Source organism: Bacillus sp. FSL W8-0770 (genome assembly GCF_038008705.1).
In the GTDB taxonomy this organism is placed as follows: domain Bacteria; phylum Bacillota; class Bacilli; order Bacillales; family Bacillaceae_G; genus Bacillus_A; species Bacillus_A cereus.
In genome coordinates this window covers 3,160,018-3,174,894 of sequence record NZ_JBBOZR010000001.1, presented here as the reverse complement: position 1 = coordinate 3,174,894, position 14,877 = coordinate 3,160,018, and the positions used below count along the sequence as shown (strand labels likewise).

Below are 14,877 nucleotides of genomic sequence, written 5' to 3'. Positions count from 1 at the left end.
ACAAGTAACCAAATTAACGACAAATATAATACGCTTCTTTTTTGTGTTTTTCAATACTATGAAAAATAATAAAAATTTTTTAAAAAACCCATCGATTTCTAAAGGTTATGTATGTTATTATGACAAAAGACTTTTTGAAAGAGGTGGATACCAATGTTACAAGCGCTACTTATTTTTGTGCTTCAAATTATTTACGTTCCAATATTAACAATCCGTACGATTTTGCTTGTAAAGAATCAAACAAGATCCGCTGCTGGTGTTGGATTGTTAGAAGGAGCTATTTACATTGTCAGTTTAGGTATTGTGTTTCAAGATTTATCAAATTGGATGAACATCGTTGCCTATGTCATTGGCTTTAGTGCGGGACTGTTATTAGGCGGTTATATAGAGAATAAATTAGCAATTGGTTATATTACGTATCAAGTTAGTTTACTAGACCGTTGTAATGAATTAGTAGATGAATTACGTCACTCTGGATTTGGCGTTACAGTATTTGAGGGCGAAGGTATTAATTCTATACGTTATCGCTTAGATATCGTCGCAAAGCGTTCTAGGGAGAAAGAGCTTTTAGAAATCATTAATGAAATTGCACCGAAAGCGTTTATGTCTTCGTATGAAATTCGCTCGTTTAAGGGTGGATATTTAACGAAGGCGATGAAGAAAAGAGCGTTAATGAAAAAGAAAGATGAACATGCATCGTAAAAAAGAGGAGTAGTGCTGCATTAAAAGTGCGGTATAAGTCCAAATGTAAAAGAGAGGAATCTATTTTGATGTAGATTTCTCTCTTTTTTTATGAAAAATATTCATCTATTAATTCAAAAAAACTAAATCGTATAATTATTTTTTTTACTCATTCTCAAATTAATGATTAGCCATATAATTTGAAAAAATACCGGTATGATAAACGCAATTAATAAAACGATAAGTGATATTGATTTAATTTCAGGTGTTTGAATAACACCAGCCCCATCAACATCTCGTAGCCAAATAATAGCGGCCCATATTCCAAAAACGATAATCCAAAATATGTTACCAATCCACCAAGAAATCCATCGTTTTTTCATGTTAGCACCCCCTACATTTATCTACTGTTAAAAGTATATTTTCGTTCGTTACATTTATAATGAAACAACTTTAAAATCAGTTTTTAACTGTATATCTAACTTGTTTGAAGGTTACTATTTCTCCATCATCATTATCATCTTTCGTTTGCAAAAGTTGAACTTTTGGTTTGTAGTCTGTCCGATGAGCGTGTTCGATATCTTTAATGTTAAGCTTGTAGGATTCACCATTCTTTAGCTTTTGTTCTAACACTTTTTTATTAGCAACATAAATAAAAGTTACTTTATTTTCATCAATTCCTTCTGTCTTAATTTCTAACTCATTATCTTTTGCTGTGATCGTTGGTGTTAATAATTCCATACTGCCTTTCCCGCTTTCTAAAGAATTCTCTGCTATAGTTGAACATCCTGATAGTATGATTCCGGTGAATAGAAGAACAAGTAATTTCCTTTTCATAACATCCCCTCCGATTCTATGTGATTTTTGATTTTGGCATTGTTAGACTGCTAGTGTGGAGCGTAAATGTTTAGCTAGTACTCTTTTTATTGTACCATAATATGTAAATTAAAAAAGGCTGTATATCCAATGTAAGAGAGACTGAAAAATTTACTTATTGTTGTAAATTCGTGTGTTTTAGCTTCTAGTTCAATCGAAATGTAGACAGGAGAAAGAAATTTTTTGTGGGAATTACAATTTTTACATTTTACAATAATGATAGGGAATAGATGAATTCATTCACTTCGGAGGTAGTTATTTGAACATTAACGAGAGGGCAATTGAAATGTTTGAACAAAATAAATATGAGGAAGCAATGGAACTGTTTCAACAAGCAGTACATAAATCTAGAGGGGTACAATCTCTCAATAATCTGGCTTGGATGTACTTTTATGAGGAAGAGAACGATAAGAAAGCTCTTGAATTAATAAAAGAAGTTGTTAAGTTGAATCCTTCTTCATACTTTCCCTATAACATCTTAGGGGACATTTACATGAAACAAGAAAAATGGACAGAAGCGAAAGAAGCATTACAAAAGTCTATTTCGATTCAACCATCAGATGAAGCATATCATAATGTAGCTGTAGCGCATTATAACCTTGGAGAGCTGGAAAAAGCTTCAGAATTTTTCTTGCGAGTTGCAGGGGATTCGGACTATATCATGTATAGCTATGTAAAATGTTTAATTGATTTAGAACGAACGACAGAAGCAAAAGAGAAGTTAGATACTTTTAACAGGGAATCTGATAATTTTTTAGGGGAAATTAATGTAGCAGATTTATATGTTGAGTTGAATTGCTATAAAGAAGCAATTGAATGGTTCGAAAAGGGATATAAAGAATGCTGGAAAAGTCCTAATTGGATTGGTATATTTGTGTATGCTCTATATAAAACGAATAATTTCTCCCGTATAAATGAAGTTATACGGGAATCTATCGAAGCGAAAACAGCAGATATAGAAGATGTTCAGAATGAAGAAGTAGAAGAAAACTGGACAGAAAATGATAAGAAAGAGTTAATTGAGGAATATACAGAAGAGAATAATTGTTATAAAACAATGGTAGAACGTATCAAATCTGGATACGTTCCAGGATTAGAGTTTGAAACTGATTATATAGGCGCTTGCTATTTATTTGGTTGTAAAAGACATAATCACCTTGAATATGAAAAATAAAAAGATTCGACTGTCACATATGATGGTCGAATCTTTTTATTAATAGAAGAGCCTGAACCATCAAGCTCGTTTGATGGAGAACTAGCTGAGCCGTCTACGAAGTATTATTCTTTATATAAAGCTAGAATGGTGCCGACTACTTTTATTATTAAAGCTAGAAAATAAACTGTTTTTATAAAAGAAGCCTATCATTTCAAACAAATGATAGGCTTCTTTATTTTAATAAAATTCAGGTTAAATGTGTACTTTTCTTATAAAAATGCATTTCATATAAAAGGTGTAATTATTTTGGGGAAGGGGGATTGTTGTGCGTCATCATAGAAAGTGCAAAAAATTTGGAGTGGCACTGCCTCTTCCGCTTATAGGAGCAACGGGTCCGACAGGTAATAGTGGTCCAATCGGTCCAACTGGAGGGCATGAAGGTCCTGTTGGTCCTACAGGGGTGACTGGACCGACGGGAGCAACTGGGCCCCAAGGTCCTCAAGGTATCAGGGGGATACAAGGTCCCCGAGGGACAACAGGAGCACAAGGAATACAAGGGGTTATTGGTGATACAGGAGAGCAAGGTATAACTGGCCCAACTGGTTTAACTGGACCACAAGGTTCTCAAGGTAATCAAGGACCTATGGGAGAACGAGGCCCACAGGGAATACAAGGTGTTCAAGGAATACAAGGAGAAAGAGGTCCGACTGGTCCAACTGGTATTCAAGGGATACAAGGAATTCCTGGCCCAATCGGTCCGACCGGTCCAACAGGAATACAAGGCATACAAGGAATGCAAGGAGAAATCGGTCCAACCGGCCCAACAGGAGTACAAGGAATACAAGGAGTGCAAGGGGAAATTGGCCCGACTGGACCAACTGGAAATACTGGTATACAAGGTGTGCAAGGTAATTTAGGAGGTAGTGGTTTACAAGGTGTAACCGGAATACAAGGAATACAGGGTCCGATTGGTCCAACAGGGCCAACTGGTTCTCAAGGAATTCAAGGGGAGCAAGGACCAATGGGTCCACAAGGGGAAACTGGTGTTCAAGGTTTACAAGGTCCCCAGGGAGAGATGGGGCAGGTAGGTCCAACAGGAATACAAGGAATACAAGGAGTGCAAGGTGTAATCGGTCCGACTGGTCCAACCGGTTTACAAGGTGATCCAGGTCCAACTGGCCCAACAGGAGCCACTGGGATAACTGGTCCGACAGGTTCTGCAACTGGCCCGACTGGAGCAACCGGTCCAACTGGTCCACCAGGAGGTCCAACTGGTCCAACCGGTCCAGCAGGATCACCAGGGGGTCCAACTGGTCCGACTGGAGCAACAGGGGCAACAGGAGCGACCGGTCCAACTGGTTTACAGGGGCTACAAGGAATCCAAGGTTCACTCGGTCCAACCGGTCCTCAAGGTTTACAAGGAGTGCAAGGGATAAGTGGTATAACAGGTCCAACTGGTCCTCAAGGAATCCAAGGAATTCAAGGTCCACAAGGAGATATAGGTCCAACGGGAGCGACTGGAATACAAGGAGTGCAAGGCCCAGAGGGTCCAACCGGTCCAACTGGTGCAACAGGCCCGCAAGGGATTCAGGGAATACAAGGGATACAAGGTCCAACCGGTCCACAGGGAATTCAAGGTCTGCAAGGAATTCAAGGTCCGATTGGTCCAACAGGCCCGACTGGACCTCAAGGCATACAAGGTATAACTGGCTCGACGGGTCCAACCGGTGCAACTGGAGCAACAGGTCCGACGGGAGTAACGGGTCCTCAAGGTCCTCAAGGAATTCAAGGTCCACAAGGAGTAACAGGCCCAACAGGAGCGACCGGCTCTACGGGAGTAACAGGTCCACAAGGAATCCAAGGAATCCAAGGTTCGCAAGGGATAACGGGTCCGACGGGAGCAACAGGAGTGACTGGAATAACAGGCCCACAAGGAATCCAAGGAATTCAAGGCCCACAAGGTGTGACGGGAGCAACCGGCGCAACAGGAGCGACAGGAGTGACTGGTGCAACTGGACCGACCGGAATACAAGGCATACAAGGAATAACAGGAGCGACAGGGGGAACAGGAGTAACAGGCCCAACAGGTGCCACAGGTCCAACAGGCTTAACTGGAGCAACAGGATCATCTGCTATATCGACAGGTGGCGGATATTTCTTTTCTACATCAACAAGCACAATTGCAGCAAATGCCAACATCCCAATTAATTCTGGATCCACTGTATATGGAACTGGTGTATCTTTAACTAGTGCTACGACAGTCACAGTAACGACGCCAGGAATATATTTAGTAAGCTACTATTTTCAAGGGGATGCAAATGGTGGGAATGAGACAGTATCTGTTAGATTGCTATTAAATGGAACGCAACTAACAGGGAGTTTTATACAAAACGTAACGACATCAACTGTAGTAATCGAACCAGCCATTTCAAATACACTTCTTGTGAATGTGACGAGTGCCAATTCAACATTAATATTACAAAATGGCCCGTTAGGTGTAGGGCATGTGACTACTATAGCAGGTGCGATTACAGCAAGCTTAAATGTAGTGAGAATTTTATAAAGAATATAAAAAACACAAGGAATGTCTTTGTAAGACACACCTTGTGTTTTTTAATATTAAATAAACATTTTCTTTATCTTTTCGGTTGAAAAATATGCTGAAAGAAGTATTTGTGATGTAAGTTATCTACAACCTTATTTGCTTGATATGTGCGTTGTTTTTCAATTCGAAGTCTTTGCTCCATCATTTTAATTGCGTGATCAGATAAACGTAACATAATACATTCTCCTTTTCTATAAATATAGGTGACTATTTGATATCGATCCCATATTTATAATTAAGGAGGCAAAATGTGTAACATAGGCAAAAAGCACCTTCCTCTCCCATTACGCTTACGAGGTTAGCTGTCGGACTCGGGAAGTGAGAGTTTCCCTACTTAAAAAAGATTCGCCCCAAGTAGCATAGCTACAAAAATGGTTCCCCCGCTCCAAAATTTGGACTCAGCAAAAGGTTTTATAAAGTAAAAAATAACATAAAGGAGCGAACAAGTCAAATTATTTTGTGTATTCTGTCTTTTTTAGTTGCGTAAGAATCATACCGTCAGGAAGTATTGTATCTGATACTGTAATGAATCCGTGTTTTTTATATAAAGTAATAGCAGGGGTATTCGCTTTACCTGTTTGTACAATATATGTCATTGGAGAGGGAAACATGTTAAATATATAAATTAGGAGTTTCGTTGCGATTCCTTTTTGAAAAAAATCGGGCGATACAACTAGCCTATGGATATCGATTAGTTTTTCTTCTTGTACAAAAGAAATAAAACCGACAAGTTTATTTTCAGAAAAATATCCATAGAATGTTTCAACGCAATTTTGAATATCGTTTACAGTATCATATAAACGAGGTATGGCAGTACTATTTAAGTAGTCTGCTTCAACTTTATAAGCTGGAATTTGAACCTGTAAAATGGATGTTGCTACTTCAAAAGAAGTGGAATTTAACTTAAGAATCATAGATAATGAAGCCTCCTTTAAATATGGTATATGAATATAATTGCTTTATGGGTGAGTTTGACAATATTTTTCTTTTTTGCATATAATATATGTATCTCCATATGTAAAATAGTAGTAAATATATTTCTATAGTGAAATATGATTAGCAATGATAAATACATATGTTTGTATTAAATCATACAAACTATAATAGAAATGGAGGACTAAAAATGGGATGGATTATCACATTAATAGTTGGTGCTATTATAGGTGCAATTGCTAGTTCTATAACGGGTAAAAATTTCCCAGGTGGTATGTTCGGAAATATTATCGCAGGTTTATTAGGTGCTTCATTAGGTGGTAAATTATTTGGAACTTTTGGGCCGTCTTTTGGTGGGATTCATGTCGTGCCAGCATTATTAGGTGCAATCGTGTTAATTTTTATTGTATCATTTGTAGTGAAAGCTGCAAAGAAATAGATATATAGATTATGATGAAGAGCCCTGAATAAGGGCTTTTCATCATTCGAAGAGGTGGTTTCGTTGGAGAAAATAAATATAAGAAAAAGAGATAAGTTAAGAAAGTTTTTTAGAGAACAAAATTATTTGGCGGTATTACTTGGATTTGCGTTATTGTTCATTAATATTTTATTGCTAACAAAAATATCATTTGTTTTTACACCGTTTATCGTATTTTTAAAAACAATTTTCTTCCCAGTACTATTAGCAGGCGTGCTATTTTATATTTTACATCCATTCGTTTCGCTTTTAGAAAAGAAAGGTGTTTCAAGAATCGTATCGATAGCTTCCATATATTTAATCGTACTAGGATTATTTGTATTTTTAGTTGTAACGGTTATCCCTATTATTAAAGATCAAATTGATGCATTAATTGATAACTTACCGTATTTTGGCCATGAGATTGAACAAGCAGCACGTAGATTCGGGGAAAGTAATTTACTCGGTAAAATTCAGGAGAATTTAAATATTAATGTTGCGAATATGGTAAAAGAATACACAGTTGATTTTACAAAGTCATTATCATCAGTAACTGGGAATGTAACTGGATTTTTGAGTACTGTTACAGAGGTTGTTTTGACATTTGTAATGGTTCCATTTATATTGTTCTATCTTTTAAAAGATGGTGAGCAATTGCCGAATCACTTTTTAAAGTTTATTTCAGAGCAAAGACAACCAGCAGCAATGAGAATACTAGATGATATGCATTATGCGATTAGCTCGTATATTAGAGGTCAAATTATCGTCAGCTTATTTATCGGTATTATGCTATTAATTGGTTATCTTATTATTGGTATTAAATATGCGGTATTACTTGCGATTTTAGCGATGATTGTAAATATCGTTCCGTACGTAGGACCAATTATCGCGATTACACCAGCGTTAATTATCGCATTTATCGACTCGCCAGCAATGGTGTTAAAAGTAATTATTGTTATGATGGTTGTACAATTAGCAGAAGGTAAATTTATTTCTCCGCAAGTCATGGGTAAAAAGTTAGATATTCACCCGATTACTATCATTTTTATCATTTTAACTGCCGGAAACTTATTCGGGATTATGGGCATTATTTTAGCCATTCCAGGATATGCGATATTAAAAGTGTTAGTTACACACGGTTATAGATTTGTTAAGTTGAATACGTGAAAAAAAGCGCTAAAACAGTGGGAACTGTTTTAGCGCTTTTTTATTAACAATTCATTTGCATATTGGCGCGCCCATTGATCCGCTTACAATACGAGGTTGAAACGTTTTGATTTGTTGCTCAAGAAGATCGATATTATAATTTGCGGTTAAACCGACGATTTTAAAATGTTCAGGATGAGCTGAAACGACATCTAATGCAGATGTGCCGATGGATCCTGTGGAACCTAAAATGGATATATATTTTACCATGAAAAAACCTCCAAAGTTGTTTCGAATATTTCTGCAAACCTATATAATATTAGACAATTGAAGTGGAAATACCTTCTATATAAAATAGAAAATTTTTGTTTGTTTGGAAGTGAAATGTGATAAACTGTAAAAAATAACGAAAAAGCAATGAAAGAGAAGAGTACATATTCGAAACTTTTCAGAGAGCTGATATGTGGTGAGAATCAGTAAGGGATGAATATGGAATGGACTCTGGAGCTTCTAACTGAAATGAGTAGGTAAAGACGGTTACTTCACGTTATTGAAGTATGAAGTGAGCTAATGATAGCTAATTAAGGTGGTACCGCGGGAGTCTCTCGTCCTTTTTTAGGATGAGGGGCTCTTTTTATTTTGAGAAAGGAGGAGTTAGTGTGAGTGAAAAAATAATGTTAACAGGAATTAAGCCGACAGGTTATCCACATTTAGGAAATTATATTGGTGCGATTAAACCTGCATTACAAATGTCAAAGAATAATGAAGGAAAAGCATTGTACTTTATAGCTGATTATCATGCATTAAATGCTGTGCATGATTCAGAAAAGTTCAGCAGTTATACGAAAGAGGTAGCAGCTACTTGGTTATCGCTTGGACTTGGAGAAGATGTTATTTTTTATCGACAAACAGAAGTACCGGAAATTCTAGAATTAGCTTGGATTTTAGCTTGCCTAACTCCGAAAGGTCTTATGAACCGTGCTCATGCGTATAAAGCGAAGGTGGAGCAAAATAAAGAAGCAGGGTTAGAGGTCGATGCGGGAGTGAACATGGGGTTATATACGTACCCGATCTTAATGGCAGCTGACATATTATTATTTCAAGCTACACATGTACCTGTCGGAAAAGACCAAATTCAACATATTGAAATCGCGCGTGATATTGCGACGTATTTTAATCATACATTTGGCACGACATTTACACTTCCGGAGTATGTCATACAAGAAGAAGGAGCAATATTACCTGGCCTTGACGGAAGAAAGATGAGTAAAAGTTACGGAAATGTGATCCCATTATTTGCAGAGCAAGAAAAACTACGAAAGTTAATATTTAAAATCAAAACAGATTCTTCACTTCCAAATGAACCAAAAGAACTAGAAACCTTATTTACAATTTATAAAGAATTTGCGACAGAAGACGAAATACAGTCATTACGTGAAAAATATGAGACTGGAATCGGATGGGGCGATGTGAAAAAAGAGTTGTTTCGCGTAGTAGATCGAGAGTTAGCTGGACCTCGTGAAAAGTACGCAATATATATGAATGAGCCGGATTTATTATATGAAGCATTAGAAAACGGTGCTGAGAAGGCACGCGCTATTGCAAAGGTAAATTTAGCGGAAATTAAAAAACGGATTGGATTTAAGAGGGAACGTTAAGCGTTCCCTTATTTTTTTTGATAATCTGTAATAATCCTCTCAATAACAGGGGGAAGATTATTAGGTAATTCATCAAGTGAAAAGAAGCGTAGTTCTTTTGATTCACTTTGATCGCATACAAGTTCACCATGAAATTCTCGGCAAATATAAACAACGAGTACACCGTGTACTTGATCGCCGTTTGGATAGATTTGAAAGTAATCTGGTCCAGAGTATGTACGGAATAGTTCTGGATTTTTAATAATAAGTCCAGTTTCTTCATATACTTCTCGCTTTAAAGCGTCTTCTAATGTTTCGTTATATTCTAAGGCACCGCCAATAATGCCCCAGCGGTTAAAATCTGTACGGAGTTGCAGCAATACTTCATCTTTTTCATTTAATATAATGGCGTGTGATCCTATTAGAATAAGTGGATGATTTCCTACTAGATTTCTCATATCTTCAATATAACCCATGTCATTGCTCCTTGTATTTAATAATAGTTAGGAAGTTCTTTTAACATTCTTTCTGTTTTACGTGCTGTAAAGGCTAAGTTATGGTCATCTTTCGTTCTGAAAAATAATGTGCGTAAAAAGGTTTTAATATTGGCACATAAAATACAATACTCATTAAGCGAAAGGCGTTTTCTAATTTGAGGAAGCCTTTTTATTTTTTTATGAATAATAGAAATTAAATCGTTCTGAGGAAAATCATGATACAGCATTGCTAGTAATGGAGTAACAATGCGTTCATCTTCGTTATTATGAAAAAGGTCAGATGGAATAAAGATTTTATTTAATAAACAATGAATTAATTCTTCGTACCATTCAAAAGTTGTATACGTATTATGAACAATTTCAGTAAAGGCATCAGATACATGAGCAAGACAATGAGCCCATCCTTTATTTTCGATATAGCCCCGAAAATCTGTTTCTAAGTTTGTGTATGTAATGAGTTTATTTTTTATTTCTTCGATATCCTCCTCTGTACAAAAGTAGTGCGAATTAGCGAATTGGAGTATTAACGCAATTAACGAAACAGTGTAAGAACGTGTGAAAACCCCATCTGTATGTGGGGAGTAAATGTCACAATATAAATACTCATCACTTAAACAAGTTTGCAGAAGTAATTTCAGCTGATCGTCCATAAGGAATTCATGATGAATGAAATGCGCAAAACATTTATATATAAGTTGGTAACGAACGTAGCTATCAGTCGTTCCGATATACTGAAGCATGTTCAAAGTTAACTCATTTACGTCTATATGTTGCAGTTGCGTATAGTCATTTTGTTGTATAAGCTCTAACTGTTGTTGCAATGCTGTAATATCCACTGGAGAACCTCCTCCGCACTTTAAAGATGCGATCTTTTCTAGTATTCTATATATTCAAGGACAATCCTGCTCATGCAAGGAGAACGATTAGAAATTCGAGTATGATATAGATGAGGGAAGAATATGACGACGATAGAACAGTTAGAAAAACATTTTAAAATAAGAAGAAATGCTTCTTCTATTATGATAAAAGAAAATAATGCAGAGATTTTTACAGAAGAGCAATTAGAGGAAATGATGCAATATTGCGTTGCTGAAGCTAAAAAAGATGGATTAGAAAAACTACATTTTGAAATCTCTTCAAAAAGTCCAAATTATGATGTGTATAAAAGATGTTTTGAAACGTATTTATTTGAATATGTTACGGAAAACATGATTGTATTTAAAGATATATACGAAGTAGAAGATGTAGAAAGTGAAATTGATTTTAAGCTTATTGAAGAAGTTGGAGAAGAGGCTTTTTATTCACTGTGGAATGAAGCAACGGGAGAACCAGTCGCTCATGATCAATTTGTGCATATGATGCTACAAGAAATTGGTGAGCAATGGAAAGAACATTGCTTAACAGCGAGTGCCGATGAAGAGCCGATAGGAATTGTAATCCCGCATATTGAAAGAGGTACGTTAGAAGAAGGGAAACTTATGTACTTCGCAGTTACTCCAAATATGCGTAATAAGGGATATGAAGCTGCGTTATTTGCAGGTGCGATGTTTGTCTTAAAGGAAATAGGTGCATCTTATTATATTGGTGAGACAAATATGCAAAATGAGTGGATGAAGGATGTTTTTGAAAAGAACGGATGTCAGCTGCTGAGTTGTACTGAGCGGTATGTGAGGAAGTTTTAGGAGGATGAAGGATGTATACTCTCGAACTCGTATAGCGGGAGGGGACTATATATGTTAAAGCAATCCATGCATTCATTCGTGTTACTGTATCCAAATGTATTGTTAGAAGGCTGGAATGTTGAAAAAGTTTCAGAACGTTATGAAGGTGAAAAGTGGGGAACTTTTTGGTTTCAGGTTGTTACTCCAACTGGGATGTTTCGAGTAAAGGAATTTTTTCTCGATATAATGGAACCAGTATTTCCGGATAGCTGTATTTCTCAAGCAAAAGGAGATTGTTTTCAATATAAAGGGCTTGTGTATTGGAAGGGTATAAATTATAAAGGAAAAGAAAGTTACGTTACATCTATATGGAAAACACAAGTTGAAATTTCTGTTGATCATGGATATGTAAAACAAGACGAAATGGAACGATTTCTATTTGAATTACAACCAGTAAATATGGAGCTTGGGAAAACGATATTACATACATCATTTCACTTATTAAGCTTTCAAGCGAAGAGAAGTGAAATGGGTGAGATAGGAAGATGTAGAGAGTGGAATGCTCCAGATGACGTATCCTATGTAAATTTGTTAATTCATGAAAAACTAAATTGGAAACTTGAATCGGTCGGTTTCGGAAATGACGAAACGCAGTATGTATACTGGGACGAAGTTAATAAACTATATGCACTTTGGGTTTGTAGACATAAAAACAAAGCGTACTATCCTATTTCTTCATGGACAATGAACTATGGCCCAAAACAAATTATAAACGGGTTAGAGTTTTATTCGCACCCTAATCGCGGAACAGTTGTATACGAAGATTTAGGTAATGAACAAATCGCATACGTATTTCGCGGTAATCCATGTACAAATTTTGAACAAGTAAAAGAACTTTTCGCCTGTTTGTAAGATAAAAAGAAAAATGAGAACGACAAAATGGATATTCCCATAATACAATAGGGTAAGATTCAATTATAAGAGAAAGCGTTGGTGAAAGAATGGAGCAGCAAAGAAATTGGCTACAAGCAACTGTAGAAAGAATTGAAGATAATACGTTACAAATAAAGTGGGAAAATAATATAGAAGAAGTTCGTATTTATTGGAGTACTTCACCAGATCATATTGAAGAAAATGGAGAACTACTTGCAACTGTAAATGGAGAATTATCATATACAATTGAAAACCCGAGTGAAAATGAACGTCCATATTTTAGACTAGTAGGAAGTAATGGACAAGCAGTGACAGTAGCTGAGCGTAGATTGCCATTACAAGGTGCGTTTAACTTCCGTGATATGGGTGGATATGAAACGACAGATGGACGTAAAGTGAAATGGGGCAAATTATACCGTTCTGAAGAATTAGCAGGACTAACAGAGTGGGATATCGACTATTTACAAAAGTCTGGTTTAAAGTTAATTTGTGACTATCGTACAAACTTTGAGGTAAAGCATAAGCCAAATCCTGAGATTACAGGTGCTCGTCAAGTGTGCTTACCAGTTATGCAAGACTTAGCGAAAGACTTAAATATAAATGAGTTTTTCCAAGTTGGTGACCTTTCTATGTTAGGAAAACCAGGTGAGTATCTTGTGAAAATGAATCAAGATTTCGTAAGTGGCAACGAGGCATTCGTGAGCTTCTTAAACTTAGCGCAAAACCCGGAAAACTTACCGTTAGTAAACCACTGTACAGCTGGAAAAGATCGTACTGGATTTGGTTCAGCATTATTACTACTTTTACTAGGTGTACCAGAAAAAACAGTAATGGAAGACTACTTACTAAGTAACGGATTCCGTGAAAAGCTAAATGAAAAAATGATGGCCTTTTTAGGTGCGAAATTACAAAACGATGAGAGCAGAGCGATATTAGGTGCAATGTTTGAAGCGCGTGCTGAATACTTGCAAGCTGCGATTGGTGAAATTCAAAAGCAATACGGATCAGTTGAAGCATACGCTGAAAAAGCTCTTGGCTTTACGAAAGATTCGTTAGAGGAAATGAAAGAGTTACTGCTGGAAGAAAAGTAAAAAGAAGGGAGGCTGGTTTTAATTAGCCTCCCTTTCTTATTGTTGTTATAATTAAGCTATGAGAATATAGGAGTTGAGAAAAACATCATGAAATACAAAGTTATATTATTCGACGTAGATGATACATTATTAGATTTCCCTGAAACGGAAAGAAACGCATTACATAATGCGTTTGTACAGTTTGATATGCCTACAGGGTATAATGATTATCTTGCAAGCTATAAAGAGATTAGTAATGGATTATGGAGAGATTTAGAAAATAAAATGATTACGCTAAGTGAATTAGCAGTAGATCGATTTAGACAATTATTTGCGCTTCATAATATAGACGTAGATGCACAGCAATTTAGTGATGTATATCTTGAAAACTTAGGGAAAGAAGTACATCTTATAGAAGGCGCAGTACAATTATGTGAAAATCTACAAGATTGCAAGTTAGGTATTATTACGAATGGATATACGATGGTGCAACAATCAAGAATCGGAAATTCACCTTTATGTAATTTTTTTGATCATATTATTATTTCTGAAGAAGTTGGTCATCAAAAACCAGCACGTGAGATTTTTGATTATGCGTTTGAGAAGTTTGGGATTACGGATAAATTAAGTGTACTAATGGTCGGAGATTCGCTAACTTCTGATATGAAAGGCGGAGAAGACTTCGGCATTGATACGTGTTGGTATAATCCGAGTTTGAAAGAGAATAAGACGAGTGTTAATCCGACTTATGAAGTGGAGAGTCTTCTACAAATTTTAGAAATTGTAGAAGTGGCGGAAGAAAAGGTAGCTTCATTTTAATCGTGCTGATATTTGTCGAAAAATCGATATATTGAAAAAATCGTTGATATATTGTAAGTTGTGATAGATATATTTGAAAAATCGTTGATATATTGTAAGTTGCGATAGATATATTGAAAAAATCGTTGATATATTGTAAGTTGTGATAGATATATTTGAAAAATCGTTGATATATTGTAAGTTGCGATAGATATATTGAAAAAATCGTTGATATATTGTAAGTTGCGATAGATATATTTGAAAAATCGCTCATATAAATTCATATACTAAGATATAGAACAAAAAAATAGAGCTACTATACAAGGTCATTCACGTGTTATAATGCGTGAATTAAATATGCGTATATAAATAGTTTCCTAGCGTGATGCGATGTCATGTATGATTAGTGTAACAACTAGAGGTGAAT

16 protein-coding genes, 2 pseudogenes, 1 riboswitch and 1 other annotated feature are annotated in these 14,877 nt (G+C 36.0%); of the genes and pseudogenes, 11 read left to right on the top strand and 7 right to left on the bottom strand.

Translation table 11 applies throughout. From position 1 onward, the window contains the following. Nucleotides 1-153: 153 nt before the first annotated feature. On the top strand, nucleotides 154-702 hold the full coding sequence (locus tag NST27_RS16355; RefSeq protein ID WP_000938438.1) for a DUF2179 domain-containing protein: 549 nt from the start codon (nucleotides 154-156) through the stop codon (nucleotides 700-702). A 122-nt stretch (nucleotides 703-824) separates the two neighbouring features. On the opposite strand, the gene NST27_RS16350 is transcribed toward NST27_RS16355, so the two are convergent. Both NST27_RS16350 and NST27_RS16345 read right to left on the bottom strand, forming a co-directional pair. Continuing rightward, nucleotides 825-1,064, bottom strand: a complete 240-nt coding sequence (locus tag NST27_RS16350) for a DUF3923 family protein (RefSeq protein ID WP_000747679.1) — start codon at nucleotides 1,062-1,064, stop codon at nucleotides 825-827. Nucleotides 1,065-1,140: 76 nt separating this feature from the next. Further along, on the bottom strand, nucleotides 1,141-1,518 hold the full coding sequence (locus tag NST27_RS16345) for a hypothetical protein (protein ID WP_000823781.1): 378 nt from the start codon (nucleotides 1,516-1,518) through the stop codon (nucleotides 1,141-1,143). Between the two features lie 298 nt (nucleotides 1,519-1,816). Between NST27_RS16345 and NST27_RS16340 the strand changes: the two genes are divergently transcribed. The 3 genes and pseudogenes from NST27_RS16340 to NST27_RS16330 all read left to right on the top strand — a co-directional run bounded on the left by NST27_RS16340 (nucleotide 1,817) and on the right by NST27_RS16330 (nucleotide 5,276). Further along, a complete protein-coding gene (locus NST27_RS16340; RefSeq protein ID WP_001024487.1) occupies nucleotides 1,817-2,731 on the top strand; it encodes a tetratricopeptide repeat protein in 915 nt (304 codons plus the stop codon). Nucleotides 2,732-2,773: 42 nt separating this feature from the next. After that, nucleotides 2,774-2,896, top strand: a pseudogene (locus tag NST27_RS16335) (SAM-dependent methyltransferase); the annotation flags it as partial. Between the two features lie 142 nt (nucleotides 2,897-3,038). Continuing rightward, the gene (locus NST27_RS16330) at nucleotides 3,039-5,276 is read left to right on the top strand and encodes a collagen-like protein (RefSeq protein WP_445662435.1); all 2,238 of its coding nucleotides are present in this window, start codon (nucleotides 3,039-3,041) and stop codon (nucleotides 5,274-5,276) included. 73 nt (nucleotides 5,277-5,349) lie between these two features. On the opposite strand, the gene NST27_RS16325 is transcribed toward NST27_RS16330, so the two are convergent. Both NST27_RS16325 and NST27_RS16320 read right to left on the bottom strand, forming a co-directional pair. Next, entirely contained in the window at nucleotides 5,350-5,493 is a 144-nt protein-coding gene (locus NST27_RS16325) for a hypothetical protein (protein ID WP_000945243.1), read from the bottom strand. A 96-nt stretch (nucleotides 5,494-5,589) separates the two neighbouring features. Further along, a riboswitch (cyclic di-AMP (ydaO/yuaA leader) is annotated at nucleotides 5,590-5,732 on the bottom strand. A gap of 38 nt (nucleotides 5,733-5,770) precedes the next feature. Continuing rightward, nucleotides 5,771-6,232, bottom strand: coding sequence for a GNAT family N-acetyltransferase (locus NST27_RS16320; protein ID WP_000601226.1), 462 nt, complete (start codon nucleotides 6,230-6,232; stop codon nucleotides 5,771-5,773). A 209-nt stretch (nucleotides 6,233-6,441) separates the two neighbouring features. On the opposite strand from NST27_RS16320, the gene NST27_RS16315 reads away from it, so the two are divergent. Then, nucleotides 6,442-6,690, top strand: a complete 249-nt coding sequence (locus NST27_RS16315) for a GlsB/YeaQ/YmgE family stress response membrane protein (protein WP_000539727.1) — start codon at nucleotides 6,442-6,444, stop codon at nucleotides 6,688-6,690. 63 nt (nucleotides 6,691-6,753) lie between these two features. Next, complete coding sequence (locus NST27_RS16310; protein WP_000411484.1) at nucleotides 6,754-7,875, top strand: AI-2E family transporter; 1,122 nt, start codon at nucleotides 6,754-6,756, stop codon at nucleotides 7,873-7,875. An 81-nt stretch (nucleotides 7,876-7,956) separates the two neighbouring features. Here the strand turns inward: NST27_RS16310 and NST27_RS16305 are convergent. Beyond that, a pseudogene (locus NST27_RS16305) lies at nucleotides 7,957-8,124 on the bottom strand (1-deoxy-D-xylulose-5-phosphate reductoisomerase); the annotation flags it as partial. Nucleotides 8,125-8,262: 138 nt separating this feature from the next. Continuing rightward, nucleotides 8,263-8,470: a binding site (T-box leader), on the top strand. 43 nt (nucleotides 8,471-8,513) lie between these two features. Here NST27_RS16305 and NST27_RS16300 point away from each other — a divergent pair. Continuing rightward, complete coding sequence (locus tag NST27_RS16300) at nucleotides 8,514-9,512, top strand: tryptophan--tRNA ligase (RefSeq protein ID WP_001290888.1); 999 nt, start codon at nucleotides 8,514-8,516, stop codon at nucleotides 9,510-9,512. A gap of 8 nt (nucleotides 9,513-9,520) precedes the next feature. On the opposite strand, the gene NST27_RS16295 is transcribed toward NST27_RS16300, so the two are convergent. After that, entirely contained in the window at nucleotides 9,521-9,967 is a 447-nt protein-coding gene (locus tag NST27_RS16295; RefSeq protein ID WP_000540463.1) for an NUDIX hydrolase, read from the bottom strand. 17 nt (nucleotides 9,968-9,984) lie between these two features. Next, nucleotides 9,985-10,824: a DUF2785 domain-containing protein gene (locus NST27_RS16290; protein ID WP_000355451.1), complete on the bottom strand. Its 840-nt coding sequence runs from the start codon at nucleotides 10,822-10,824 to the stop codon at nucleotides 9,985-9,987. A 123-nt stretch (nucleotides 10,825-10,947) separates the two neighbouring features. Here NST27_RS16290 and NST27_RS16285 point away from each other — a divergent pair, with 123 nt between their 5' ends. From NST27_RS16285 to NST27_RS16270, 4 genes are all read left to right on the top strand, one after another. Continuing rightward, nucleotides 10,948-11,670, top strand: coding sequence for a GNAT family N-acetyltransferase (locus tag NST27_RS16285; RefSeq protein WP_000207371.1), 723 nt, complete (start codon nucleotides 10,948-10,950; stop codon nucleotides 11,668-11,670). Between the two features lie 51 nt (nucleotides 11,671-11,721). Beyond that, nucleotides 11,722-12,561 (top strand): hypothetical protein, encoded by an 840-nt coding sequence (locus NST27_RS16280; RefSeq protein WP_000917826.1) that lies wholly within the window; start codon nucleotides 11,722-11,724, stop codon nucleotides 12,559-12,561. Between the two features lie 89 nt (nucleotides 12,562-12,650). After that, nucleotides 12,651-13,673 (top strand): tyrosine-protein phosphatase, encoded by a 1,023-nt coding sequence (locus NST27_RS16275; protein ID WP_000437803.1) that lies wholly within the window; start codon nucleotides 12,651-12,653, stop codon nucleotides 13,671-13,673. Between the two features lie 87 nt (nucleotides 13,674-13,760). Then, the gene (locus NST27_RS16270) at nucleotides 13,761-14,471 is read left to right on the top strand and encodes a YjjG family noncanonical pyrimidine nucleotidase (RefSeq protein ID WP_000875926.1); all 711 of its coding nucleotides are present in this window, start codon (nucleotides 13,761-13,763) and stop codon (nucleotides 14,469-14,471) included. Nucleotides 14,472-14,877 lie beyond the last annotated feature (406 nt).

Bases quoted from the DNA above. Each gene is read 5' to 3' on its own strand.
- NST27_RS16355 (WP_000938438.1), top strand. From the start codon at position 154: ATGTTACAAGCGCTACTTATTTTTGTGCTTCAAATTATTTACGTTCCA.
- NST27_RS16350 (WP_000747679.1), bottom strand. From the start codon at position 1,064: ATGAAAAAACGATGGATTTCTTGGTGGATTGGTAACATATTTTGGATT.
- NST27_RS16345 (WP_000823781.1), bottom strand. From the start codon at position 1,518: ATGAAAAGGAAATTACTTGTTCTTCTATTCACCGGAATCATACTATCA.
- NST27_RS16325 (WP_000945243.1), bottom strand. From the start codon at position 5,493: ATGTTACGTTTATCTGATCACGCAATTAAAATGATGGAGCAAAGACTT.
- NST27_RS16320 (WP_000601226.1), bottom strand. From the start codon at position 6,232: ATGATTCTTAAGTTAAATTCCACTTCTTTTGAAGTAGCAACATCCATT.
- NST27_RS16315 (WP_000539727.1), top strand. From the start codon at position 6,442: ATGGGATGGATTATCACATTAATAGTTGGTGCTATTATAGGTGCAATT.
- NST27_RS16295 (WP_000540463.1), bottom strand. From the start codon at position 9,967: ATGGGTTATATTGAAGATATGAGAAATCTAGTAGGAAATCATCCACTT.
- NST27_RS16285 (WP_000207371.1), top strand. From the start codon at position 10,948: ATGACGACGATAGAACAGTTAGAAAAACATTTTAAAATAAGAAGAAAT.
- NST27_RS16280 (WP_000917826.1), top strand. From the start codon at position 11,722: ATGTTAAAGCAATCCATGCATTCATTCGTGTTACTGTATCCAAATGTA.
- NST27_RS16275 (WP_000437803.1), top strand. From the start codon at position 12,651: ATGGAGCAGCAAAGAAATTGGCTACAAGCAACTGTAGAAAGAATTGAA.
- NST27_RS16270 (WP_000875926.1), top strand. From the start codon at position 13,761: ATGAAATACAAAGTTATATTATTCGACGTAGATGATACATTATTAGAT.